Origin of the sequence: Vibrio sp. K4 (assembly GCF_051122595.1) — a bacterium.
Lineage (GTDB): Bacteria > Pseudomonadota > Gammaproteobacteria > Enterobacterales > Vibrionaceae > Vibrio > Vibrio owensii.
This window is the reverse complement of record NZ_CP178577.1, coordinates 804,912-830,781: the sequence shown is the minus strand read 5'-3', so window position 1 is coordinate 830,781 and position 25,870 is coordinate 804,912. Positions and strand designations below refer to the sequence as shown.

At 45.9% G+C, this 25,870-nt stretch carries 23 protein-coding genes, 1 tRNA gene and 1 riboswitch; of the genes, 4 read left to right on the top strand and 20 right to left on the bottom strand.

Annotated elements, in window-relative coordinates; translation table 11 throughout:
• Positions 1-114 precede the first annotated feature (114 nt).
• From ACLIIY_RS03880 to yfbV, 4 genes are all read right to left on the bottom strand, one after another.
• Entirely contained in the window at positions 115-909 is a 795-nt protein-coding gene (locus ACLIIY_RS03880; protein WP_009707269.1) for an ABC transporter ATP-binding protein, read from the bottom strand.
• Positions 906-1,841, bottom strand: coding sequence for an ABC transporter permease (locus tag ACLIIY_RS03875; RefSeq protein WP_258489007.1), 936 nt, complete (start codon positions 1,839-1,841; stop codon positions 906-908). Before ACLIIY_RS03875 ends, ACLIIY_RS03880 begins: the two co-directional genes overlap by 4 nt.
• A gap of 55 nt (positions 1,842-1,896) precedes the next feature.
• Positions 1,897-2,862: an ABC transporter substrate-binding protein gene (locus ACLIIY_RS03870; RefSeq protein WP_434528133.1), complete on the bottom strand. Its 966-nt coding sequence runs from the start codon at positions 2,860-2,862 to the stop codon at positions 1,897-1,899.
• A 315-nt stretch (positions 2,863-3,177) separates the two neighbouring features.
• Positions 3,178-3,630: a terminus macrodomain insulation protein YfbV gene (gene yfbV / locus ACLIIY_RS03865; protein WP_005439638.1), complete on the bottom strand. Its 453-nt coding sequence runs from the start codon at positions 3,628-3,630 to the stop codon at positions 3,178-3,180.
• A 345-nt stretch (positions 3,631-3,975) separates the two neighbouring features.
• Between yfbV and ACLIIY_RS03860 the strand changes: the two genes are divergently transcribed.
• Together ACLIIY_RS03860 and pta are read left to right on the top strand one after the other, a co-directional pair.
• Positions 3,976-5,172, top strand: coding sequence for an acetate kinase (locus ACLIIY_RS03860; protein ID WP_005439639.1), 1,197 nt, complete (start codon positions 3,976-3,978; stop codon positions 5,170-5,172).
• A 138-nt stretch (positions 5,173-5,310) separates the two neighbouring features.
• On the top strand, positions 5,311-7,476 hold the full coding sequence (gene pta / locus ACLIIY_RS03855; RefSeq protein ID WP_005439640.1) for a phosphate acetyltransferase: 2,166 nt from the start codon (positions 5,311-5,313) through the stop codon (positions 7,474-7,476).
• A gap of 60 nt (positions 7,477-7,536) precedes the next feature.
• On the opposite strand, the gene ACLIIY_RS03850 is transcribed toward pta, so the two are convergent.
• The 13 genes from ACLIIY_RS03850 to moaA form a co-directional block, all read right to left on the bottom strand.
• On the bottom strand, positions 7,537-8,157 hold the full coding sequence (locus ACLIIY_RS03850) for a hypothetical protein (protein WP_020196378.1): 621 nt from the start codon (positions 8,155-8,157) through the stop codon (positions 7,537-7,539).
• A 160-nt stretch (positions 8,158-8,317) separates the two neighbouring features.
• On the bottom strand, positions 8,318-9,589 hold the full coding sequence (locus ACLIIY_RS03845; protein WP_434528132.1) for an MgtC/SapB family protein: 1,272 nt from the start codon (positions 9,587-9,589) through the stop codon (positions 8,318-8,320).
• A gap of 135 nt (positions 9,590-9,724) precedes the next feature.
• Positions 9,725-10,669, bottom strand: coding sequence for a glutathione S-transferase family protein (locus ACLIIY_RS03840; RefSeq protein ID WP_054824061.1), 945 nt, complete (start codon positions 10,667-10,669; stop codon positions 9,725-9,727).
• A gap of 184 nt (positions 10,670-10,853) precedes the next feature.
• Positions 10,854-11,846 (bottom strand): murein tripeptide/oligopeptide ABC transporter ATP binding protein OppF, encoded by a 993-nt coding sequence (gene oppF / locus ACLIIY_RS03835; RefSeq protein ID WP_005439644.1) that lies wholly within the window; start codon positions 11,844-11,846, stop codon positions 10,854-10,856.
• Entirely contained in the window at positions 11,843-12,814 is a 972-nt protein-coding gene (locus ACLIIY_RS03830) for an ABC transporter ATP-binding protein (RefSeq protein ID WP_039842198.1), read from the bottom strand. Before ACLIIY_RS03830 ends, oppF begins: the two co-directional genes overlap by 4 nt.
• A gap of 30 nt (positions 12,815-12,844) precedes the next feature.
• On the bottom strand, positions 12,845-13,747 hold the full coding sequence (oppC, locus tag ACLIIY_RS03825; RefSeq protein ID WP_009707276.1) for an oligopeptide ABC transporter permease OppC: 903 nt from the start codon (positions 13,745-13,747) through the stop codon (positions 12,845-12,847).
• A 15-nt stretch (positions 13,748-13,762) separates the two neighbouring features.
• The gene (oppB, locus tag ACLIIY_RS03820; protein ID WP_005433208.1) at positions 13,763-14,683 is read right to left on the bottom strand and encodes an oligopeptide ABC transporter permease OppB; all 921 of its coding nucleotides are present in this window, start codon (positions 14,681-14,683) and stop codon (positions 13,763-13,765) included.
• Positions 14,684-14,791: 108 nt separating this feature from the next.
• Complete coding sequence (locus tag ACLIIY_RS03815) at positions 14,792-16,423, bottom strand: ABC transporter substrate-binding protein (RefSeq protein ID WP_009707278.1); 1,632 nt, start codon at positions 16,421-16,423, stop codon at positions 14,792-14,794.
• A 561-nt stretch (positions 16,424-16,984) separates the two neighbouring features.
• The gene (moaE, locus tag ACLIIY_RS03810; protein WP_009707279.1) at positions 16,985-17,440 is read right to left on the bottom strand and encodes a molybdopterin synthase catalytic subunit MoaE; all 456 of its coding nucleotides are present in this window, start codon (positions 17,438-17,440) and stop codon (positions 16,985-16,987) included.
• Position 17,441: 1 nt separating this feature from the next.
• Positions 17,442-17,699, bottom strand: coding sequence for a molybdopterin synthase sulfur carrier subunit (gene moaD / locus ACLIIY_RS03805; protein ID WP_009707280.1), 258 nt, complete (start codon positions 17,697-17,699; stop codon positions 17,442-17,444).
• On the bottom strand, positions 17,696-18,175 hold the full coding sequence (moaC, locus tag ACLIIY_RS03800; protein ID WP_038869352.1) for a cyclic pyranopterin monophosphate synthase MoaC: 480 nt from the start codon (positions 18,173-18,175) through the stop codon (positions 17,696-17,698). Before moaC ends, moaD begins: the two co-directional genes overlap by 4 nt.
• A 26-nt stretch (positions 18,176-18,201) precedes the next feature.
• Positions 18,202-18,714, bottom strand: a complete 513-nt coding sequence (gene moaB, locus ACLIIY_RS03795; RefSeq protein ID WP_005433210.1) for a molybdenum cofactor biosynthesis protein B — start codon at positions 18,712-18,714, stop codon at positions 18,202-18,204.
• A gap of 101 nt (positions 18,715-18,815) precedes the next feature.
• On the bottom strand, positions 18,816-19,805 hold the full coding sequence (gene moaA / locus ACLIIY_RS03790; RefSeq protein WP_005439665.1) for a GTP 3',8-cyclase MoaA: 990 nt from the start codon (positions 19,803-19,805) through the stop codon (positions 18,816-18,818).
• Positions 19,794-19,927, bottom strand: a riboswitch (molybdenum cofactor riboswitch). Its footprint overlaps the gene before it by 12 nt.
• A 175-nt stretch (positions 19,928-20,102) precedes the next feature.
• Between moaA and ACLIIY_RS03785 the strand changes: the two genes are divergently transcribed.
• A complete protein-coding gene (locus ACLIIY_RS03785; protein WP_434528131.1) occupies positions 20,103-20,996 on the top strand; it encodes a YvcK family protein in 894 nt (297 codons plus the stop codon).
• Positions 20,997-21,093: 97 nt separating this feature from the next.
• On the opposite strand, the gene luxU is transcribed toward ACLIIY_RS03785, so the two are convergent.
• The 3 genes from luxU to uvrB form a co-directional block, all read right to left on the bottom strand.
• Positions 21,094-21,438, bottom strand: coding sequence for a quorum-sensing phosphorelay protein LuxU (gene luxU / locus ACLIIY_RS03780; protein ID WP_199460096.1), 345 nt, complete (start codon positions 21,436-21,438; stop codon positions 21,094-21,096).
• A complete protein-coding gene (gene luxO / locus ACLIIY_RS03775) occupies positions 21,435-22,838 on the bottom strand; it encodes a quorum-sensing sigma-54 dependent transcriptional regulator LuxO (protein WP_005439670.1) in 1,404 nt (467 codons plus the stop codon). Before luxO ends, luxU begins: the two co-directional genes overlap by 4 nt.
• A 331-nt stretch (positions 22,839-23,169) precedes the next feature.
• Positions 23,170-25,200 (bottom strand): excinuclease ABC subunit UvrB, encoded by a 2,031-nt coding sequence (gene uvrB / locus ACLIIY_RS03770; protein ID WP_005439672.1) that lies wholly within the window; start codon positions 25,198-25,200, stop codon positions 23,170-23,172.
• Positions 25,201-25,759: 559 nt separating this feature from the next.
• Here uvrB and ACLIIY_RS03765 point away from each other — a divergent pair.
• Positions 25,760-25,835: transfer RNA gene (locus tag ACLIIY_RS03765), tRNA-Asn, on the top strand.
• Positions 25,836-25,870: the final 35 nt, after the last annotated feature.

Here is a 25,870-nt window from a genome sequence, read left to right as displayed (position 1 = left end):
CCACTATTTTAATAAAGAGTATTTACCGAAAAATCCTCCTTTCGACATTGCCTTAGATGCAATTTTCTCAAGGAGGATCACGTTTGGTAGGCGTAGTTTCGCTCTTTCTTTACGTTAGCTCAGCAACAAGCTGTCATCTGCTAACTCTTCTCCACGCACTTTAGAGAACATTTCCAGTAAGTCTGGGACTTGCATATTGGCACGCTGCTCACCTGCGACATCAAGAACAATCTCACCTTGGTGCAACATAACCGTTCTGTCACCGCAAGCCAGCGCGTCTTTCATTGAATGCGTCACCATCATCACTGTGAGGTTGAACTCGCTGACGATACGCTTGGTTAGATCGATAACAAAGGCCGCCATGCGCGGATCTAACGCAGCGGTGTGCTCATCTAACAACAACAGCTTACTGTCTGATAGTGTTGCCATGACCAAACTGACCGCTTGTCGTTGTCCGCCGGAGAGCAATCCAATACTGTCCCCCAAGCGATCCTCAAGCCCTAACCCAAGAATGCTAATGCGCTCTTGGAAAAGCTTGCGACGTTGAGAAGAGAGCGCCATTCCCCAACCGCGACGCTTACCCCGCATGTAAGCTAACGCCATGTTTTCTTCAATGGACAAATCCCCACAAGTGCCCGCTAACGGGTCTTGGAATACACGAGCACACTGAGTCGCTCGTTGCGCCACGGTTTTCCGGGTTACATCTTGCCCATCAATTATCACCTGACCGCCAATCATCGGCGTTTCCCCCGTCACCGCCCCAAGCAAGGTCGATTTCCCTGCCCCATTGGAGCCAATAACGGTGAGAAACTGATGTTCAGGTACTTCTAACGAGACACCTTTCAAGGCTCTGTTTTCCAAAATGGTTCCGGGATTAAAGGTCACTTGGATGTTGTTTAATTCAATCATAGCGCCTCCTCTGAACCATTTTTTGATGCGGCTTGTTTCGCACTGGTCGCGCGTTGTTTCGCTTTCATGCTCTGTTTCAGTTTTGGCGCGATCAACGCCACAGCAACGAGCACCGCCGTCACTAAGTTTAGGTCTGATGCTTGCAGACCAAACATGCCGGAACTCAATGCAAAGGCAACAGCCAGACGGTAAAGCACTGAGCCGATAATTACCGCGCAAACCGCAACCCAGATTTTACGCCCTGGTATCAGAGTTTGACCGAGGATAACTGCAGCTAAACCAACCACGATCGTACCCACACCAGAAGTGACATCAGCAAAGCTGTTGGTTTGAGCAAATAGAGCGCCAGCAAAACCGACAAAACCATTAGAAAGCGCGAGGCCAAAGTAGGTGTAAAAAGCGGTACTTGCCCCTTGTGCAGCCACCATTCGAGCGTTCACCCCTGTAGCTCTTAGCCCTAAACCAAAGTCACTGTTAAGGAGGCGTACGACAAACAAAGCAGAGAGCAACACTAATACACCGACAACCAACGGCCGGATGTACATAGAATCTCCCATGGCTTCGAACGGAGTAAGAATGGTGTCCTCACCTAGAAGAGCCATATTGGGCTTACCCATAATGCGAATATTGATAGAGAACGCCGCAATCATGGTAAGAATCGAAGCCAATAGGTGGAGAATTCCGCATCGAACCGCAAGAAAAGCAGTCACCCACCCAGTCATCCCACCAGCAATCACAGCCATTCCGGTTGCGATCCAAGGGTTGATGCCCGCGACGATTGCAGTCGCAGCAACGGCGGCTCCCATCGGGAAACTGCCGTCGACACTTAAATCAGGAAAATCAAGAACACGAAACGTAAGGTAAACGCCCAAAGCCACTAAGCCGTAAATGAGGCCAATTTCGAGCGCACCAAAAAAAGCAAATGCAGACATAACTGCTCCTTTCTGCACAAATCAGATCGGCATTACTTCGACCTGAACGTCACTCTTACTGCATGCTGGTCGCACGTTTTACAACTGAACTTGGTAACTGAATACCAAGCTTGGTTGCCGCTCCTTCATTGACAACAAGGTCTGAGCCCGTTGCGACTTTTACGTCTAGCTTGCCCGGCTCTTGTCCTTCCAAAATAGCCGCAACATACTCAGCAGTCTGAACACCGACTTGGTAGTAGTCAAAGCCCAAGCTTGCGATCGCGCCTTTTTCTACATAAGACGTCGCTCCACCAAATACTGGTTTTTTAGCTTGGTTTGCAGCCACGATCATGCCCTCTATCGCACTGGCTACCGTGTTGTCTGTCGGTGCATAAATCACATCTGATTTAGCAGCAATGGCTTGGGTCGCGGATTGAACATCTGCGCTTTTCAGAGCCGTCGCTTCAATCACTTTAAGTCCATTTGCTTCTGCACTCTCTTTTAACAGTTGCACCAAAGTCACTGCATTGGCTTCACCAGGGTTGTAGACCACACCAATGGATTTCGCTTCTGGCAAGATCTCTTGAATCAAAGCAACATGTTGAGCAACCGGAGACAAATCAGAAAGACCCGTTACGTTTTTGCCCGGTTGATGCATGGATTTCACAAGCTTTGCGCCCACCGGATCCGTTACCGCAGTAAACACCACTGGAATAGAACGCGTTGCGGACACCAAAGCTTGAGCCGATGGTGTGGCAATACCTACTAGTACATCAGGACTCTCACCCACATACTGACGCGCAATCTGTACGGCAATGGCCGGGTTACCTTGTGCGGTTTTGTAGTCAAATTCTAGGTTCTTCCCTTGCTCATATCCTTTCGCTTTCAAGCCATCTAATAAGCCTTGGCGAGTCGCGTCGAGCGCTGGGTGCTCCACGATTTGTGAAACAGCAACCGTCGCAGTGTTAGCAAGCACATTAGCTGAGGAAAAAACCGTGGTCGCGGCAAGAATAGCAGTGGCGAGTAAACGTTTCGTTTTCATCATGACTCCTTGATGTCTCTTCGTCCTTGAACTGAAAGCCTCATCGAAAATGAATGCTTAGCAGAAATAATGAGGAAGATGGGATGTTGTGTTTATTGCTGCGCACTTTTTGTGCATCTAATTGTCATTATTAACGCTAAGTGTTGGGAAAGAAAAGTAAGATTTAACAACAAAGTAACATTTGTGATCTCGCAATCGGTACGCGAGGCGGTTATTGCAAATAAGATAAGAGTGAAAAGCCATGTCACGGGCATAAAAAATGGAGTGGCTAGAAAGCACACTCCATTTCAATGAGTTAATTGTAGATCTGAGGAGTTAGAACCAACGCTCTAATGCAGTCTTATCCAACTGGCGAAACGCTCGGTTTAGGATCACCGCAAGTTCTTTGTATCTTGGACGAGCTTTTGCTGGCTCTAGTGCGAATCCTGATTCCGTAATTTTTTGGTGCAGCTCGCGATACCAAGAGGCCAACGCTGGTGGCAATTTGGTGTTGGAACGACTGCCTAACCACCACATACCTTGCAGTGGCATGCTGATTGCGAACAGCGCAACTACGATCGCTTGAGGAAGTGCGTCATAGTTATTAAATGCCATTTGAGTGAGCACACCGATCGCGGCGACCGCTGGCATCACTTTAATGCCAAAGCGCGTTGCTTTAATAATGCGTTGTTCGGGAAAAATGGCGTTCAGCTCTTTACGAACCGGCCAGATCTCCATGTAACTTTGGCCGTCTTTCAGGCTATGGATCAATCCGACTTGTTTGCTCATACCGCTCTCTCACTAAAAAATAGTTGAACATTTCAACTGAAGGCGCAAAAAATTGATGAAAGTTAATATTCTTTCAAAATTTTTTTGTTATCATTGCCTATTATCGCTATCCTTTGCAGACCCTCAATCTCATTGTTGCTGTTATTTACAATTTAAGCAACTCCGAGATTTTATTCTGCACGGATCGCTTCATAGTGGTGGATGGGTTCATCACTATTCATTTATACGGAATTAGAACAATTTTTGACCAAGATTAGTACGCACCCTTGGCGGTATCGTCTATTCTTGTGATTAATTTTTCATCCTTTAACTGATTTTGATCAGACGAATAACAGGTAGTCACACATGTCTAAGCTAGTTTTAGTTTTAAACTGCGGTAGTTCTTCTCTTAAATTTGCTGTTGTTGATGCAGAAACAGGTGCAGAGCACCTATCAGGTCTTGCTGAATGTCTTCACCTTCCTGAAGCACGTATCAAGTGGAAACTTGACGGTAAACACGAAGCTCAACTAGGTAACGGTGCAGCACACGAAGAAGCACTAGCGTTCATGGTTGAAACTATTCTTGCTTCTAAGCCAGAGCTTAAAGCTAACCTAGGCGCTATCGGTCACCGTATCGTACACGGTGGTGAGCAGTTCACTCAATCTGCACTAATCACTGATGACGTACTAAAAGGTATTCAAGACGCTGCGACTTTCGCACCGCTTCACAACCCAGCGCACATCATCGGTATCGAAGCTGCTAAGCACAACTTCCCAGAGCTTCAAAACGTTGCTGTATTCGACACTGCGTTCCACCAAACTATGCCTGAAGAGTCTTTCCTATACGCTCTTCCATACAAACTATACAAAGAGCACGGTATCCGTCGTTACGGCATGCACGGTACTTCACACCTATTCATCACTCGTGAAGTTGCAGGCCTACTAAACAAGCCAGTTGAAGAAGTAAACATCATCAACTGTCACCTAGGTAACGGTGCTTCTGTTTGTGCAATCAAGAACGGTAAATCTGTAGACACTTCTATGGGTCTTACTCCTCTTGAAGGTCTAGTAATGGGTACTCGTTGTGGTGATATCGACCCAGCTATCGTATTCCACCTACACGACGCTCTAGGTTACTCTGTTGAAGAAATCAACAACATGCTAACTAAAGAGTCTGGTCTTGCTGGTCTAACTGAAGTGACTTCTGACTGTCGTTTCGTTGAAGACAACTACGGTGAGAAAGAAGAAGCAACTCGTGCAATGGACGTGTTCTGTCACCGTCTAGCTAAGTACGTAGCTGGTTACACTGCTTCTATGGAAGGTCGTCTAGACGCAATCACTTTCACTGGCGGTATCGGCGAAAACTCTGGCCCTATCCGTGAAATGGTTCTAAACCGTCTAGGTATCTTCGGTATCGAAGTTGATGGTGAAGCTAACCTTAAAGCACGTTTCGGCGGCGAAGGTACTATCACTACAGCTAACAGCCGTATCCCAGCAATGGTTATCTCTACTAACGAAGAGCTAGTAATTGCTGAAGACACTGCACGCCTAGCAGGTCTTTAATAGATTTAACTGGCTAGCCACTCGGCTAGCCAGTTTTTCTTCCAAAAGAATTTCTTAGGGGCTTAACTCCTATTCTCTGAATTATTCATGGAATAAGAGTTGAGCTTTTATCCCCCAATAGCTAAAGGTACTCTACGAATGTCTCGTACTATTATGCTTATCCCTGCAAGTGCTGGTGTTGGTCTAACTAGCGTAAGCATGGGTGTTCTTCGCGCAATGGAGCGCAAAGGCGTTAAGGTTTCTTTCTACAAACCAATTTCACAGCCACGTTCTGGCGGTGATCAACCTGATCTAACTTCAACTATCGTTGGTTACAACAGCGATATGAAGATCGGTCAACCACTAGCGATGTCTGTTGCTGAAAGCCTAATCGGTAACGACAACATGGACGAGCTGCTAGAAACTGTTGTTGAGCGTTACAACCAAATCAACAAAGATGCAGACGTAACGCTTATCGAAGGTCTAGTACCAACTCGTAAGCACCCATTCGCTAACCAAGTGAACGCGGAAATCGCAGCGACTCTAGGCGCGGAAATCGTTCTTGTTGCAACTCCTGGTACAGATAACCCAGCTCAACTTAAAGAGCGCATCGAAGTAGCATGTTCTAACTTCGGTGGTACTAAGAACAAGAACATCTCTGGCGTAATCATCAACAAGCTAAACGCACCTGTTGACGAAGCTGGCCGTACTCGCCCTGACCTATCTGAAATCTTTGACGATGCTGACAGCGCGAAGCAAAACGAAATGAAAGTGATGGAAATCTTCAACACTTCTCCAATTCGTGTACTAGGTTGCGTGCCATGGAGCATCGATCTGATCGCTACTCGTGCAATCGATATGGCTCAGCACCTAAACGCTGACATCATCAACGAAGGTGACATTGCGACTCGTCGTATCAAGAGCATCACTTTCTGTGCACGTTCTCTGCCAAACATGATTGAGCACTTCAAACCAGGTTCTCTACTTGTTACTTCAGCAGACCGTCCAGACGTAATCGTTGCAGCAGCACTTGCAGCAATGAACGGTGTTGATATTGGTGCAGTTCTATTGACTGGCGGTTACGACATCCCTGAAGAAATCACTGGTCTTTGTAAGCCAGCGTTCGAAACTGGTCTACCGATCTTCAAAGCACAAGGTAACACTTGGCAGACTTCTCTAAACCTACAGAGCTTCTCTATCGAAGTACCTGCAGACGATAAAGAGCGTATCGAGTTCATCAACGAGCACGTTGCTGGTCACATCGACGGTAACTGGATCGAGTCTATGACTGAAGGCACTCAGAAGTCTCGTCGTCTAAGCCCACCAGCATTCCGTTACCAGCTAACTGAGTTCGCTCGTAAAGCTGGCAAGCGTATCGTTCTTCCTGAAGGTGATGAGCCACGTACAGTTAAAGCTGCGGCTATCTGTGCTGAGCGCGGTATCGCTGAATGTGTGCTTCTAGGTAACCCAGACGAAATCCGTCGCGTTGCTGCACAACAAGGTGTTGAGCTAGGTGCTGGCGTAACTATCATCAACTCTGATGAAGTTCGTGAAAACTACGTTGCTCGTCTAGTTGAACTACGTGGCGCGAAAGGTATGACTGAAGTTGTTGCTCGTGAGAAGCTACAAGATTCAGTATTCCTAGGCACAATGATGCTTGAGAACGACGAAGTAGACGGTCTAGTTTCTGGTGCGGTTCACACCACAGCAAACACTATCGTTCCTCCGTTCCAAATCATCAAGACTGCACCTGATGCGTCTATCGTATCTTCTGTATTCTTCATGCTGCTACCTGACCAAGTATTGGTTTACGGTGACTGTGCGATCAACCCAGATCCAACAGCTGAACAGCTTGCTGAAATCGCTATCCAATCTGCTGATTCTGCAGCGGCATTCGGTATTGACCCTCGCGTTGCTATGATCTCTTACTCTACTGGTGAATCTGGTAAGGGTGCAGACGTAGATAAAGTACGTGAAGCGACTAAGATTGCTCAAGAGAAACGTCCAGATCTAGTGATCGACGGTCCTCTACAGTACGACGCTGCGATCATGGAAAACGTGGCAGCTTCTAAAGCGCCTAACTCTCCAGTAGCAGGTAAAGCAACAGTATTCGTATTCCCAGACCTAAACACTGGTAACACGACTTACAAAGCGGTACAACGTTCAGCAGACCTAGTATCTATCGGTCCAATGCTGCAAGGTATGCGCAAGCCTGTAAACGATCTATCTCGCGGTGCACTAGTAGACGATATCGTGTACACAGTTGCTCTAACTGCGATTCAGGCAGATCAAGCTGACCAAGCAAAAGAAAAAGCAGTTAACTAATTAACCGCACCTTTCTGAATGAAAAAACCTCGCCACGGCGAGGTTTTTTATTTCTTGGTGCTAGACAAGAATCGGGTCCATTGGACGATTTAATTGATACTGCACGTTCAAATTCGTATTACTCGATCCAATATCCCTATACTTCCAACGAACACCTTCATTGAGCTGGCGAGCAACGACGGACTCTACGGTAAGCAAGTTATCATTTTCTATGATGAGTCTATCGCTATCACTACCACTTGAGGCTGCGCGATAGTGCGTCATGAACCAATCTCGTTTCAACATGTATTGACGCGCGTGACCAAACTCATGAATAAGTCCAACTGCTGGTGACTGCGTCCCTCTAGATACATTTTTGTTTGGCACACGACTGCGCCCGACGGGTTTGTTGCGCTTAATGTCGTTTACATTCAAGCTATCAAAAGGATTCCAAGTCACTAAACTGCCGCGAACATTGCAGCCTGCTTGTTTTACGATTTCTGCAGGAAAAAAGCTGCTAGTTGTGTCAGTTGTACAAAGTAACGTGACCTCTTCACCTCCCGAGAGGAAATCTAATAGTGCTGCGGCCGCGCTAGATTGGCGTAAATAGGCCACCGCGTCGTTATATTTAGTGATAGGTTGTTCCACGGTTTTCCATTTAAAGCCCGTACCTTCGACCACTCCTGGAAATACAGTAATCATATCGTTTCTTCCTTGTTCAGATTCCTGGTGCTTAGCACGAAAGCTCAGCACTTGGTGAATCAGTATAGAAAAAGGAATGAGTTTTACTTGATTGATAATTACAGATTGGAACCTAGCTCGCGACCTAATAAATTGTTTTTGCATCAGACTGTTATTTGTTCTAAAGCGCCAAATAGACAAGCCCACCCAAACAAACCGCACTCAACATAGGTGGAACAACCTTAGCCCACAGTTGACGAGCCCCTATCATAAGTACCATCCCCATCTTAACAATGGTATTCACTGACGCCGCGATAAATATCCCGAGCACAGCAACCTCTATCGCCAATGACTGAGTACTTTGTCGTCCTAAAGTTAGTGAAATGGCGTCAACATCAGTAATCCCTGACACCGCAGATAGAACTAAGATACCCGCACTACCAAACCAATCTGAAAGTGCATGAGATAACAACATAATGATCGCCAACACGACACCAAAGAACAGTGCCGATTGAAGCGCCAACGGGTTAGTCTGTTTGTTTGACTGCTCTATCTTCTCGACTTCACTTCGACGCCATATCCACCAAGCCGGTAAATAAAGCGCAATCATCATGACCAAGACAATCGGCCATAACAGACTGACTAATTGAGGATTGAGAACAGATAGGACAATCAACAAGCGAGGAAACATAGTACCGCAACTCAATAAGATTCCGCTTGCGAGCAGAGGACTGATGCCTTCCTGCTCACGTGAAAGATGAGAGAACTGCAACGTCAGTGCGGTAGAAGAACTTAAGCCAGCGAAGACTGACGTAAACAATATGCCCCGCTTCGCTCCGCCGATCTTAATCGCGAAATAACCGACAAATGAAATACTGGCGATCAACACCACCATCCACCAGATCTCATAAGGGTTCAGAGCCTTCCAAGGACCATACGCTTGGTTAGGTAAAAGAGGCAATAAAACGATGGAAATAAGCAGAAGACGCAAAGCCGCATCAAGCTCGTACTCTTGAAGGCGCTGCAAAGCCCGATGAAGCTCTTTCTTGTTATCCAGCACAACTGCTGTGATGACTGCCGCCGCAGCAGCCAGCACCGCTTCGCCGGAAACAGCCAGACTGCCAAGTACAAAGGTGATCACCAAACTGACCACGCCGGTGATGCTGATGTCCTCGCTCTTTTTTTGCTGAATAACAAACGCAATGCAAGCAAGAATCACCAAAGCAATAAGAGCAAAGCCGAGTAGCAAAGGCGTATACAGATTGGCAAGAATCCCAACCAAGCCACCAAGCAAACCGACTAAAGAGAAAGTGCGAATACCTGCAACGCGACTACCTTCGACGCTGTTGCGCATCACCCAGCCACGTTGTGTTCCAACAATCGCACCCAAAAGCAGAGCAACAAACAGATTCCAAATTAGATGCTCGCCACTGACAAACTCATTGATATCCATACCCCACCTCAGTCAAAGATCGGTTGTTATATCATCAGTTTATGTGATTGGTAGGAAGAAGCTGTGATGGTGAGAAGATATTGAGAAAAAAGAAAAGCGCCACATCAAATGGCGCTTTTCTTAGAAGTTTTAAACTTAGATAGATTCTCGACCATGAGGCGAATCCAAATCTAATTCAGGGCCTTTGGGTACCACTTGTGTTGGGTTGATACCAGTATGACTGAAATAGTAGTGACGCTTAATGTGGTAGAAGTCTGTGGTTTCTGCCACGCCTTCTACTTGGTATAGCTCTTTCAAATAACCTTGAATGTTTGCGTAATCGGCAATGCGCTGTTTATTACATTTGAAATGACCTACGTATACCGCATCAAAGCGAATAAGGGTCGTAAACAAGCGCCAATCTGCTTCGGTGATTTTATTGCCCGCTAGATAACGATGCGTTGCAAGATGAGCATCGATTTTATCCAGTGCGGCAAATAGTGAATCAAACGCCTCTTCATAAGCTTCTTGCGTTGTCGCAAAACCACAACGGTATACGCCATTATTCACGTTCGGGTAAATGTAGTCATTCCACTCATCAATCACGCTTTGAAGTTGCTCTGGGTAATAATCATCGTTATTACCGGTGAGTTCGTTAAACTCAGAGTTAAACATACGGATGATTTCAGACGACTCATTCGACACGATGGTGTTGGTCTTTTTGTCCCACAAAACCGGAACGGTAACGCGACCAGTGTAATCGGGCTTAGCTTGAGTGTAGATTTGGTGCATACGAGTATGGCCAAACAGTGGCTCAGGTAAGCCCATCTGCCAACCTTCGCTGAGCATGTCTGGGCAAACGACCGTGACATCGATGTGCTTTTCCAAACCTTTGAGTTTGCGGAAGATCAGCGTGCGGTGCGCCCACGGACAAGCAAGAGAAACGTAAAGGTGGTAACGGCCCGTTTCAGGTTGGAATGTCGCATCGGGTTTGTTCTTTATCCAATTACGAAAGCCCGCATCTTCACGAACGAACTTACCGCCATTAGATTTAGTCTCGTACCATACATCATGCCAAACGCCCTCAACTAACTTACCCATGACTGCTCTCCTCTTAATTTGTTTTCCACTATATTAGCGAATCACGCAAAGCTTATAATCCGGCCACTTAGTCTATCTTGTTCAAGAATTTCGAATGAACTAATTCCGGCCAATATCGTAGGCATAAAAAAAGCGCGACCCTATAAAAGGAGCCGCGCTTAAGCCCGTCACAGGCTGAATTTAATTACACTGCTACGTGTAGACAAGATACTGCGTGAACGTCTGAACCTTCGATGTGTGGTCTGGTCTTCGCACACTCATCCGTCGCTTGAGGACAACGAGTACGGAACACACAACCAGAAGGAGGATTAATTGGTGATGGTAGATCACCTTCTAGCATCTGAATCTTCTTGCTGCGTTCAATTTCCGGATCCGGAATTGGAACCGCCGACATCAACGCACGTGTGTATGGGTGTTTTGGATCGGCAAACAATGCTTCCGCTTCACCCAGTTCAACTGCGTTACCTAGGTACATAACCAATACGCGATCAGAGATGTGTTTCACCACTGACAAATCGTGCGCGATGAATACCAAAGAAAGACCAAGCTCTTTCTGCAGCTCTTTCAACAGGTTAACTACCTGAGCTTGAATCGATACGTCCAGTGCTGATACCGGTTCGTCACAGATGATCATCTTCGGCTTGAGAATAAGCGCACGAGCGATACCAATACGCTGACACTGACCACCTGAGAACTCGTGTGGGTAACGGTTGATAACGTTTGGCAGTAGACCTACCTTCGCCATCATTTCTTTAACGCGGTCTTTCACTTCTTGCTTAGTCAGTTCTGGGTAGAACGTCTCTAGCGGCTCAGCGATGATGTCGCCCACTGTCATACGCGGGTTCAAAGAAGCCAAAGGATCTTGGAAAATCATTTGGATTTCTTTGCGCGTTTCACGGCGTTGGACGTCTTTCATCTTCGTTAGGTCTTGGCCTAACCAAACTACTTCGCCATCTGTTGCTTCAACCAAACCAATGATCGCGCGAGCAAACGTCGATTTACCACAACCAGACTCACCTACTACCCCAAGAGTCTCACCTTCGTATAGACGAACGTTTACGCCGTCTACCGCTTTTAGGCTTGAAGGTTTTGCCCAAGGCCATGCAGATTTTGATGCAATGCTGAAGTGAACTTTCAGATCAGATACATCCAGAATTAGTTTTTTGTCTGTACTCATTTGCTCCAAGCCTCCCATTCAGAAAAACATGCACGCTGACGGCCATCACCAAACGGCGTCAGAATTGGTGCTTCACGCTTACAACGATCCATCACACGGTGGCAGCGATCTTGGTAAGGACAGCCAGGTGGTAGACGAAGCAAGTTAGGCGGGTTGCCAGGAATTGTTGGCAGGATCTCGCCTTCTGTATCCAAACGAGGAATCGCCTTCAATAGACCTTCCGCGTAAGGGTGGCTTGGGTTGTAGAAGATTTCGTTCACTGTGCCGTACTCCATGGTACGACCTGCATACATCACCAGTACTTTGTCACAAGAACCCGCTACGACACCAAGGTCGTGCGTGATCATGATGATTGCAGTGTTGAACTCAGATTTCAGTTCGTTCAGCAGATCCATGATCTGCGCTTGAACCGTAACGTCCAATGCCGTCGTTGGCTCATCCGCAATAAGCAGTTTTGGACGACACAGTAGCGCCATTGCGATCATTACACGCTGACGCATACCGCCTGAGAACTCGTGTGGGTACATGGTGATACGCTTACGAGCTTCTGGGATTTTTACTGCTTCAAGCATGCGAACCGACTCTTCGAATGCTTCTGCTTTGCCCATACCTTTGTGCAGCATCAGTACTTCCATCAGCTGATCACTAACTTTCATGTATGGGTTAAGAGAGGTCATCGGGTCTTGGAAGATCATTGCGATCTGTTCCGCACGAACCTTGTTCAGCTCTTTTTCTCGAAGGTTGAGGATTTCCCGGCCTTCAAATTTCGCACTACCAGAGATAATACCGTTTTTAGCCAGTAGACCCATGATTGCGAATACAGTTTGTGACTTACCTGAACCAGACTCACCTACGATACCTAGGGTCTCACCTTGATTCAGAGAGAAGTTCAAATCGTTTACTGCGGTTACGATACCATCTTGCGTGGTAAATTCGACGCGCAGATCTTTGACATCTAATAAACTCATCATTGCTTCCTTTATTCTTTCTATTTTTAATTATCTGTCTTTTGGATCCAGCGCATCGCGCAGACCGTCACCAACGTAGTTGAAGCAGAATAGAGTCACAACCATGAATACTGCTGGGAACGCCAGCTGCCAGATTGCCACTTCCATTGTTTGCGAACCTTCTTGTAGAAGTGCGCCCCAACTTGTCATTGGTTCCTGTACACCAAGACCAAGGAATGAAAGGAATGATTCAGTCAGAATCATGCTTGGGATAAGTAGTGTTGAGTAAACCGCTACGATACCCAGTACGTTTGGAACGATGTGGCGAGTGATGATCTTCCACTTGCTCACACCACAAACGTGTGCCGCTTCAATAAATTCTTTACTACGTAGACTTAGCGTTTGACCACGTACGATACGAGCCATATCTAGCCACGCAATAGCACCGATAGCGACGAAGATAAGAACGATGTTACGGCCGAAGAATGTAACTAGTACGATAACTAGGAACATGAACGGAACCGCGTATAGGATTTCAAGAATACGCATCATGATACGGTCAACTTTACCGCCGATGAAGCCAGAAGCTGCACCGTAAAGCGTACCAATCACAACCGCAACCAATGCACCTAGAACACCAACCATCAGAGAGATACGACCGCCAATCAGCGTACGTACGTAAAGGTCACGACCTAAGCTGTCAGTACCGAACCAGTGCTCTGCACTTGGACCAACGTGCATTGCGTACCAGTCTGTATCGTCAAATGTGTAAGGAGCCAACATTGGCAGGAAGATTACCGCAAGGGTCATCAATGCAAGAATGAACAAGCTCACCATTGCCGCTTTGTTACGCATAAAGCGGATGCGGGCGTCTTGCCATAAACTACGGCCTTCAACTTCCAGGTTCTCTGCAAATTTCTCGACCGCTTCAAGATTCTCTTTTTTCGTTAACATAACCATACTTCCCTGTTAGTAGCGAATTTTCGGGTCAATCATTGCTAGCAGAATATCAACGATAGCGTTGAACAAAATGAATAGGAAACCAATCAGAATGGTTACACCCATTACTAGCGAGTAGTCACGGTTGAAGGCTGCGTTTACAAACAGCTTACCAATACCTGGCAGACCAAAGATGGTCTCAACCACCACAGAGCCGGTAATAATACCGACAAACGCAGGGCCCATGTAAGACACTACAGGGAGCAGGGCTGGTTTTAATGCATGTTTCAGGATGATGTAACGGTAGCTTAGACCTTTCGCACGGGCAGTACGGATAAAGTTACTGTTCAATGTCTCGATCATTGAACCACGAGTGATACGAGCAAACGTGGCGACATAAAGCAGTGACATTGCAATCACTGGCAGCACCAAATATTGCCATGAGCCATCATGCCAACCGCCTGCAGGGAATAAATTCCAGTGAAGCGAGAACAAGTAAATCAAAGCTGGCGCCAGCACGAAGGATGGCATTACTACCCCAAGCATCGCCGTAGACATAATGGTGTAGTCAAGCCACGAGTTTTGTTTGAGCGCGGCTATGGTCCCGATCGTCACCCCCAGAATGACCGTGAAGATAAAGGCAATGAAACCTACCTTCGCCGATACTGGTAGTGCTACCGAGATTAGCTCGTTTACTGTGTAATCTAAGTATTTGAATGAAGGACCAAAGTCGCCTTGGACAACGTTAGTCAAGTACGTGGTGTACTGCTCAAATACTGGCTTATCTAGGCCGTATTTGGCTTCAATGTTAGCCATAACTTCTGGCGGTAATGGACGCTCGCTCGAGAATGGGTTACCCGGTGCGAAACGCATAAGAAAGAAAGATACGGTGATCAAAACCAACATTGTTGGGATCGCCTCAAATATCCTTTTTGCGATGAATTTAAGCATAAACTCACTCTTTCAGTCTGTGACAGTTAAAAAAATTGATGATAGGCACCGCACGCCCCGTTTTTGGGACGTGTGGGCCTTATTCTTATAGTCTTGAAGCGACTTTAATTAGTCTGCTTTGATGTAAAGATCTTTGGTGTAGATCTTTTCTTCCGCGTTGTTAGCAGGGAAACCACCAACATGCGGGTTTAATAGACGAGAACGAACGTACTGGTAGATAGGCGCGATAGGCATATCTTGAGCCATCAGTTGCTCAGCTTCTAGGTAGATCTTGGTACGCTCTTCTTCTGAAGTCGACTTGATCGCTTTGTCGATCAGAGCATCGTACTCTTTGTTCCCCCAGTGCTGACCACCAGTTGTGTTCGAGCTAACCATAAGGGTTAGGAATGAAGATGCTTCGTTGTAGTCGCCACACCAACCAGCGCGTGCTACTTCGAAATCACCTTGGTCTTTCGTAGATAGGTAAGTTTTCCACTCTTGGTTTTCTAGTGTTACATCTAGACCTAGAGTTTTCTTCCACATAGAACCAAGCGCTACTGCTAGTTTCTTGTGGTTCTCATCTGTGTTGTATAGAAGAGAGAACTTAAGAGGGTTGTCTTTGCCGTAACCCGCTTCTGCCAATAGGCGTGCCGCTTCTTCGTTACGCTCTTTTTGCGTCATCTTGCCGTAAGCTGGAAGCTCAGGGTTGAAGTGCGCAGTGATTTCAGGCGTTAGGAAGTAAGCAGGCTTCTGGCCTTGGCCAAGAATCGCGTTTGCTACGATGTTACGGTCGATAGCGTAAGAAATTGCTTTACGAACGCGAACGTCGTTGAAAGGCTCTTTCTTAGTGTTGAATGAGTAGTAGTAAGTACACAGGCTGCCTTCAACCGATACTGACTCTGGGTGCTCTTTCTTCAGACGCTTAAAGTGCTCAGTCGGCAGTTTAGACGTGAAGTCGATTTCACCAGATAGGAAACGGTTCATTTCAGCAACGCCGTTTTCAATTGGAAGGTACGTTACTTTGTTGATAACAGTTTTGTCGTTATCCCAGTACTGTTCGTTACGAACAAGCTCTAGGCGCTCGTTCACAACCCAGTTGTTTACTACATAAGCGCCGTTACCTACGAAGTTTTCTGGTTTCGTCCATTGATCACCAAACTTCTCAACTGTCGCTTTGTGTACTGGTTTCATTGTTGTGTGACCAGCCATCATTACAAAGTAAGGAACCGCTGTGTCTAGCTCAACCACAAGTGTGTGGTCGTCTGTCGCTTTAACACCTAGCTCGCTCTTGTCTTTTTTGCCCGCAACGATGTCTTTCGCGTTTTTCATCTTGGTGTATTCCATGTACCAAGAGTATGGCGAAGCGGTTGCAGGATCGACTGCACGCTGCCAGCTGTAAACGAAATCTTGTGCTGTTACAGGATCGCCGTTAGACCATTTAGCGTCTTTGCGTAGGTGGAAAGTGAAAGTTTTGTTGTCTGAGGTTTCCCAGCTCTCAGCTACACCAGGGATAGTGTCGCCGTCTGCATTTTGGTTCACTAAGCCTTCAAGGAGATCACGAATCACATGCGACTCTGGAACACCTTGAGATTTGTGCGGGTCAATTGTTGCAACTTCGGTACCGTTACCGCGAACGATTTCTTGTTTCTCAGCAAGTTTAGTGCCTGCTGGAACGTCAGCAGCGAAAGCGGTAGTAGAAGAGGCAGCCACTGCCAGACCAGCACCTAGAAGAAGGGCTTGGGTGATTTTGTTCTTATACATGCGTAAAACTCCAAGTTTTTCATTAGCATCCATGACTTCTCTGTAAGGGACTGGAACGGTCAGAATTTTAGAATTTTTTAGCGCACTTTTTGAGCACAAAACACTAAAACCTTACAAAGACTGCGGCACACATTAGCAACCATTGAAGTAATTTGCCATAAAAATGTAGCAAAAAAACTAATAATTCTGTAAATAGTGCCCATATTTAGCAATAAATACCGCACAAAAAGTATTGAGTAGAGAAATACAGATTCGCATGGTCATTTGACAGGCAAAACTTTCGATAAATCTAAATTCAAACTCTTTGATAGCATCTTATGCTAGATATATGTACAAAAATTAACATTTATGACACATTGAGTCTAATTAATAATTGCATATATCTCGTTCGATATTTTTTATTGTGAACAAGGTCACCGAGAGGAGAAAGAGAGGAAAAATGGTGGTTTTGACGGCAAGTGAGAGTAGAAAATGAGCTCGCTTTTTACGCTAAAAAAACAAAAAGCCAGACGCTATTAACATCTGGCTTTGAACGGTTTGCTAGCAGAATAAAAAACTACCCTACTTTTCCCAACGCTGTGCAGCTTGATGATCGGTATCGCGAGACTCAATCCAGCGGTTTTCACTGGTGGTGCGCTCTTTTTTCCAGAATGGTGCTTTAGTCTTTAGAAAGTCCATAATGAACTCGCAAGCATCAAATGCCGCACCACGATGTGCACTAGACACACCAACAAAAACGATTTGGTCACCAGTATCGAGATCACCAATACGGTGAATAACGCGAACGCCTAACAAAGGCCAACGTGATTCCGCCTCATCACAGATGTCGATCAGGCTTTTCTCCGTCATACCCGGATAATGCTCTAGGTGAAGACCAATCACGTTGTCGCCAAGGTTCATATCACGAACTTTACCGATGAAGGTCACTACCGCACCAGAAGACGTGCCTTCTGATAGACGTTGGTATTCTTGATCGACCGAAAAGTCTTCAGCTTGTACAGAAACGCGAGGATCCATATTAGCCCCCTGTTACCGGTGGGAAGAAGGCAACTTCATCACCCGCTTTCACTGCTGTATCTAGAGGTACGATGGACTGGTTTACCGCTGCCAGTAACTTACCTGGTTCTAGCGCTAAATCCCACTTGCCTTCTTTGTCAGCACCTGACTCAACAAGGTGAGCTCGAATGGCTTCTACATTATCAAACTGGCCTTCAAGTTCTAGACCATCCATACCAACTAGCTCTCGCGTTTGAGCAAAGAAAAGTACTTTAATCATGATTCCGCCTTGAAGTGTCCAGATTTACCGCCCGTCTTCTCTAGGAGACGAACTTGTTCAATAACCATGTCTTTCTGCACCGCTTTACACATATCGTAAATCGTTAACGCCGCCACTGAAGCCGCCGTCAGCGCTTCCATTTCCACGCCTGTTTTACCCGCTAGCTTACATACAGATTCGATACGTACTTTGTTTTCTGCTTCGATAGCTTCCAGTTGAACTTCAACCTTAGAAAGCAACAGAGGGTGACAAAGAGGAATCAAATCCCATGTCTTCTTAGCAGCTTGAATACCAGCAATACGAGCCGTCGCAAACACATCACCTTTGTGGTGTTGGCCTGAAACAATAAGTTGCAGTGTTTCTGGAGCCATGTGCACGAACGCTTCAGCACGTGCTTCACGAACGGTTTCCGCTTTTGCTGATACGTCCACCATGTTAGCTTCGCCAGACGCGTTGATATGTGTAAATTGGGTCATTGTTTTTCCTTCGCTTTTAGGAAAGGTTATACAGATAGGTGTGGCATGAAGTTACAAGGACGGTGGCTTGCATCTAGCTGTTGCTTAATGATCTTCGTCCAACCAGTACGGCACGCACCAGTAGAGCCCGGCATTGCAAAGATAACAGTGTGGTTAGCGAAACCAGCGATCGCACGAGACTGAATGGTTGAAGTACCAATCTCTTCGTAAGAAACCAAACGGAATAGCTCACCGAAACCTTCTACTTCTTTATCAAATAGTGGCTTAAGTGCTTCTGGCGTGCTGTCACGTGAAGTGAATCCCGTACCGCCAGTGATCATGATTGCTTGTACATTTTCGTCTGCAATCCATTGAGAAACGATCGCACGAATTTTGTACATGTCATCGATAACGATCTGCTTATCTACTACGTTGTGACCCGCTTCTTTTGCGTGTTCAACTAGGTAACCACCAGAAGTGTCGTTTTCTTCAGTACGAGTGTCAGATACCGTCAGAACGGCAATGTTTGCAGGTTGAAATTTGCTTTCAGCGTGACCCATTTGTTCACCTATTCTCTATTTTTGCTTTGATACGCAGAGTATCGATTCTGGAAAAAATCATCGAAAGCCACGTCAGCTCCCGATGTGAAATCTGATTGGAATTAACCGCCGATAGACGCGAGATGTGGCGTCATACCTGTGTTGCCATCGTGCAAGAAGTGACTCACGGATTTCGTTTGCAGCTGTGCTTGAATACGTTCAATCAATTCATTTTCTTGCTCGTCACGCTCTAGTAGGTCACGCAGTTCCACGCCATGGTCACCGAACAGACACAGATGCAGTTTACCCAAAGCGGAGACACGAAGTCGGTTACAGCTCTCACAGAAGTCTTTTTCGTATGGCATGATCAGGCCAATTTCACCCTTGTAATCAGGATGAACAAATACCTGCGCAGGGCCATCATTATGAGAACGTACTTTGAGTAACCAACCATTGGCAATTAATTGATTGCGGATAGCGACACCAGAAACATGGTGTTTAGCAAACAGATCATCCATTTCTCCCGTCTGCATTAGCTCGATAAAACGCAGTTGGATAGGACGGTCTTTAATCCAGTTGAGGAAAGCAGGTAGCTCGTTGTGGTTGAGGTCTTTCATTAGTACCACATTAACTTTGACTTGCTCATAACCCACTTCAAATGCACGTTCGATACCATTCATCACTTCAGTGAATTTATTTTCACCTGTGATTTGATGGAACATACGCGGGTCAAGGCTATCCACACTCACGTTGATGTTGGTCAAGCCAGCTTCACGCCAGTCAGCAACTTGTTTTGCCATACGGTAGCCATTGGTCGTTGTCGCGACCTTTTTGATACCCGGCGTGGTTGCTACTGAGTGGATAATGTCAGTAAAGTCTTTGCGTAAACTCGGCTCACCACCTGTGATACGTACCTTTGAGGTACCACAATCTGCAAACGCTTTTACGACACGTTTGATCTCTGGGAGAGAAAGAAATGACGAGTTTTTATTGCCCGATGGCTTGTAGCCGTCAGGAAGGCAATAGGTACATTTAAAATTACATACGTCAGTCACTGACAGACGCAAGTAATAGAACTTACGATGAAATTTGTCTTCGAATTGTTGCGCCACGGAACACCTTTCCAAACACGGGAGGCATAATCATTTCCAAGTATGCCCTTGTGACAGTATGTCACTGGCTCAAGACGCTTATCCTAGGACTTAGCATAGTGAGCTCGGAGTTATGGCAACCAGAGGAGATAAACCCCTGATAGCTTTGCCGTGTAAAATACTTAATATTTGTAATGGAATCCAGACTTGAGTGATAAAAAACTCTCTAGAAACACAATTTACCGCTTAGTGAGTACCCCTTTGGCACTCATTAAGTTAAATTGTAGTCGTTTTTTACAAGATTATTAGAAGAACGTAATGAATATCTACATCGATAAGAAAGTGGTCGCAGTTGGCGGTGGTCACGGTTTGGGCCGTATGTTGGCGGCGTTAAAAGATTTTGGCAGCAATGCAACGGGCATTGTTGCAACAACCGATAACGGCGGTTCAACTGGCCGTATCCGTCATTGTCAGGGTGGCATTGCTTGGGGTGACACACGCAACTGTATCAATCAGTTAATCACCGAGCCATCGATCAGTTCTATGATGTTCGAATACCGCTTTAAAGGCACTGGTGAACTCGACGGACACAACCTCGGCAACCTAATGCTGACCGCTCTGGATAACCTATCGGTACGCCCTCTCGATGCGATCAATCTTATCCGCAACATGCTGAAAGTGGACGTTCACATTCTTCCTATGTCTGAGCATCCTTCCGATCTCACCGCGCTATCAGTGGATGGGCAGTGGGTGACGGGTGAAACCAACGTTGATGAGATGGACACCGATTTACGTCGCCTCGATCTATCACCAGAAGTTCCTGCAACGAAAGAAGCCGTGACTGCACTAGCAGAAGCAGACGTAATTATTCTTGGCCCTGGTAGCTTCTTAACGAGCATCATGCCGCCACTACTATTGCCAGAACTTGGTAAAGCGATTGCCGCTAACCAAAAAGCGAAAGTGATTTTTGTGGCGAACTTAAGCCCGGAATATGGCCCTGCAGGTCGAATGACGATGAAGCAAAAGCTTGAATGGTGTGAGCGCGCTTGCCAAGGCAGAAAAATAGATGTCGTATTAGCCGAAGAGACTGAACAAGAAGTTCTAGATAACTGGAACGTTGTCACTGAATCATTGGCGTCTACTAACCGCGATTGGCGTCACGACCGTGAAAAGCTGAAGCTTGCCATTGAGAGCCAGTTACTCACTGATTAACCATCATTAAGCAAAGTTCATAAAAAAGCCCTTCTACATCGGAAGGGCTTCTTATTTATAAACAGCTGTTATTGCTTTATTTGGTTATCTGAGTTGGTTACTTTGTCCAAGAGCGGTAAGTATCACGAGTCACATGCAATAAATCGAGCATCTCACCAACTTCACTCCCCTGCTCTGCCAACTGATTTGCTTTGGCTTGCTTATCAATGGCAATAGCCAATTCACACAGTCGATCAGCACCAAAACTCGCTGCGCTGCTCTTCAACGCGTGGCTTATCTCTTTTAAGTAAACCAATTGCTCGGTACCTACAAAAGTGGATAGGTTGCTAATGTAGGTGTCCATTTCCCCAAGAAAAATATCAAGCAAAACGGGAACATTATCACGGCCAATTTCGGCAGAGAGTTCTTCAATTTTTTGCTGATTTAATACGTCCGTACTCATACGTTCTGTTTTTCGTCCTTGCTATTCCAAGCTTGCAACTTGCGATAAATCGTCGATGGGCTGACATCTAAGTAGCCCGCAGCGCGTGGAATGTTGCCGTCACACGCCTGAATCGCCTGCTCGATGGCCATTTTTTCAGTCATCCACAGTGGCATAATGTCTGACACCGTCATAATTTCAGGTTCAATAAATTTTGAAATTGATTGACGAACCACCGGTTGATTCAGTGGTGGTGGCAGCATGTCCAAAGTAATTTCTTTGCCGTTGTTCAGTACAACGATATTACGCAGTACGTTTTGCAACTGACGAACGTTACCCGGCCATTCGTAACTGTTGAAACGTTCAATCACATCTTGTGCAAAACGGATAAAACTTTTGCCTTCCTCGTGGGACATATAGCCCAGTAGCGAATACGCAATTTCAATCACGTCTTCGCCGCGCTCACGCAACGGTGGAAGGTGTAAAGGAATCACGTACAAACGGTAGTACAAGTCTTCACGGAAACGGCCTTCTTGCACTTCTTTCCAAGGGTCGCGGTTAGTCGCACACACGAATCGCACGTCGACACTCTTCATCTTTGAAGAGCCCACTTTTTGGAAAGTACCCGTCTGGATAAAGCGCAATAACTTAGTTTGAAGATCTAAGTCCATTTCACACAATTCATCAAGGAACAGCGTGCCACCATCGGCAAGCTCAGCCGCACCTTGGCGATCATTCGCAGCACCGGTAAACGCGCCTTTTACGTGACCAAACAATTCACTTTCAATTAGATCTTTCGGGATCGCAGCACAGTTAATAGCGATAAACGGCTTATCGCCACGTTTACTTGCTGCGTGAATGGCTTCGGCACACACCTCTTTACCAGTACCACTTTCACCCGTGATGAAAATACTCGCTTTACTGCTCGCTGCGGAGTCAATGGTTCGGTAAACCTGCTGCATGGTTTGGCTACTGCCGATAAAACCTTGGTAATTTTGGTTACCTGGGTTATCCGCTTCATTCTTAAGCTTGGTTGCTTTGCGAATTGCGTTGTTCACCGTGACACGAAGACGGTCTGCTTCACATGGTTTGATTAAGAAGTCTTGAGAACCATGACGCATCGCTTCTACCGCAGTGTCGATAGAGCCATGAGCAGTCATAAAGATGATTGGCACGTCTGGGTGGCTTTTCTTCACCGCGTGCAATACGTCCATCCCCGTCATATCAGGTAAGCGGAGATCGAGCAGAATCAGATCGGGAATTCGATGGTTCAGGCTTTCGATGGCGTCTCTGCCTGTTCCAACAATATTAATATCGATGCCGAGAGGCGTCAGGTAAGAACGGTACAATGCCGCAACGGATGCGGTGTCTTCTACCATTAGTAGATAACGAGACTTTTGACCTTCTGTTATTTGTTGCATAGCCTAGCCGATTTTTTGTTGTGTTTTAAATAATAATCGCATTACGCTTTGCATTTTGCAAATAATCATTTGTTGGATTGTGGGTATTCTAACCAAATTAAACCGAATATCAACAGGTTAAATAATGGCACAAACCATGCTGTATAAATAACGACCCCTCGGGTCACCTAGCCAACTGACGTTGTTAGTGAACGACATGTTCACAAAACGAGCCAATAGACCCGACTGCCTATTGGCTTCTTTTTTGTCTGTTGAACAGGGAATAATAAAATGCCCAAGCACCGTCTGTAGACACAAGCACTTGGGCATTATAAGGCGCGTTGAAGTTGAATTAGCTATTGGCAATGAACTGAGCGCGCAACTTCTCTATCTCATCACGTTTTTGGGCTGCCAACTCAAACTCAAGATCTTGAGCATGTTGGTACATCGCCGCTTCCAAACGACTGATCTCTTTCTCCAACTGCTGCGGAGACATAATCTCGTAGGTTTGCGAAGGTTCTGCCACTTTCGATAGCGGCACTTGCTTAGTATTGCGCTGACGCTTCGACTTAGTGATATCACCCAACTCCATGATGTCTTTAATATTGCGCTTCAAGGCCTGAGGCTCAATACCCATCTCTGCGTTATACGCTTTTTGCTTTTCACGACGACGGTCAGTTTCGTCCATCGCTTTCTTCATCGACTTAGTGATCGAATCCGCGTACAGAATCGCTTTACCTTCGATGTTCCGAGCAGCACGACCAATGGTCTGAATCAGTGAACGTTCGGAGCGCAAGAAACCTTCTTTATCCGCATCTAGGATTGCCACCAGCGACACTTCAGGCATATCCAAACCTTCTCGTAACAAGTTGATCCCCACCAGCACATCGAACTCGCCTAAACGAAGGTCACGAATAATTTCAACACGTTCTACCGTATCAATATCAGAGTGAAGGTAACGAACTCTCACATCGTGCTCATGAAGGTATTCGGTCAAGTCTTCCGCCATACGCTTGGTTAACGTCGTCACCAGAACGCGCTCATCCTTCGCCGCTCGAATTCGAATTTCAGATAGCAAATCATCAACCTGAGTCGCTACCGGACGAACTTCCAACTCTGGGTCAAGTAGACCAGTCGGACGTACCACCTGATCAGCAATTTCATCGGCTGATTTTTCAAGCTCGTAGTTACCCGGTGTCGCCGAGACAAATATCGTCTGCGGAGAAATTGCTTCAAACTCTTCGAACTTCATCGGACGGTTATCCAATGCAGAAGGCAGGCGGAAACCAAACTCCACCAGCGTCTCTTTACGTGAACGGTCACCTTTATACATGGCACCAATTTGCGGAACCGTTACGTGGGACTCATCGATGATCAGCAAACCATCGTGAGGCAAATAATCAAATAGTGTCGGTGGCGGCTCACCCTCAGCTCGTCCACTTAAGTAACGAGAGTAGTTTTCGATACCCGAACAGAAGCCCAGCTCGTTCATCATCTCAATATCGAACTGAGTTCGTTGGCTGATGCGTTGTTCTTCTAGAAGCTTGTTGTTATCCAGAAGTTGCTTCTTACGTACTTCAAGCTCGTCTTTAATGCTTTCAATGGCATCAAGAATACGCTCACGTGGCGTAACATAGTGCGTCTTCGGGTAAATAGTATAGCGCGGTAAGTCACGCTGCTTGACCACACCAGTCAATGGGTCGAATACACTGATGCAATCGACTTCATCGTCAAACATCTCTACGCGTACAGCATCTTGATCTGATTCGGCTGGGAAGATGTCGATCACTTCTCCTCGAACACGGAACTGGCCACGTTCAAATGCGACGTCATTGCGCGAGTATTGCAACTCTGCAAGACGACGTAGCATATCGCGCTGATCAATCACATCACCGCGACGTAGGTGCAGCATCATTTGTAGATACGATTCAGGGTCACCCAAGCCATAGATAGCCGATACCGATGCAACAATAATGGCATCTTTACGTTCTAGTAGTGCTTTTGTAGCGGACAAACGCATTTGTTCAATATGCGCGTTAACTGAAGCGTCTTTCTCTATAAAGGTATCCGTGGTCGGAACATACGCTTCTGGTTGGTAGTAGTCGTAGTACGACACAAAGTATTCCACCGCGTTATTGGGGAAGAAAGACTTCATTTCGCCGTACAATTGAGCAGCTAAGGTTTTGTTAGGGGCAAGAAGAATCGCTGGTCGCTGTGCTTCTGCGATCACATTTGCCAGTGTGAATGTTTTACCAGAGCCAGTTACGCCCAATAGAGTCTGATGGGCAAGACCTGCATCTAACCCTTCTAACAACTGCTTAATCGCGGTTGGCTGATCACCGGATGGTTGATATTCAGAAACCAGTTCATAAACTTTACTCATACCCTTCCTTAAATTTACTGCACTTTGGCTGTATATATATACACCTTGTTAGATGAAATCTACGTCTATTTTAGATTTATAGCTCATTGTAATTAATTTTTGCGCTTTCTTTACTTTGATCTAGCCTTAGTCAGGCGACTCTGTTATAGTCTTTCGCCCTAGTTGGTGAACGTCCCCAAATCATCACAATTTAGTTTCCACAACTTTTCCCCAGAAACACCCAATATTATCCTTTATCCCCAAAAGACCAAATCTTATCCACTTTAAGCAATTTTGCGTCGAATTAAATAAATCACTGTTTTATATGATTATTCAGTGCATATTTCTGATTAAAAATTCAAAACAAACCAGCACTGTTGCATATAAAAGATCTTTACTCAGATCTCATCAACATACTTATCCACAATTTTGGTGGATAACTAACTCCAGCCCTTTACTGATAAGGCATACAAAAAAGTAAAGAAAAAAAAGCACTATTTTTTGCTAGAAATGTGTATTTTTGGTGTTGACAGAAATATAGGTGCTCGGTAAGATTCGACCCGCTTTCAAGCAAAGCAATTCCTCCTTAGCTCAGTCGGTAGAGCGACGGACTGTTAATCCGCAGGTCGCTGGTTCGAATCCAGCAGGAGGAGCCAAATTCCCGAAAAGCCCAGTTGAAAGACTGGGCTTT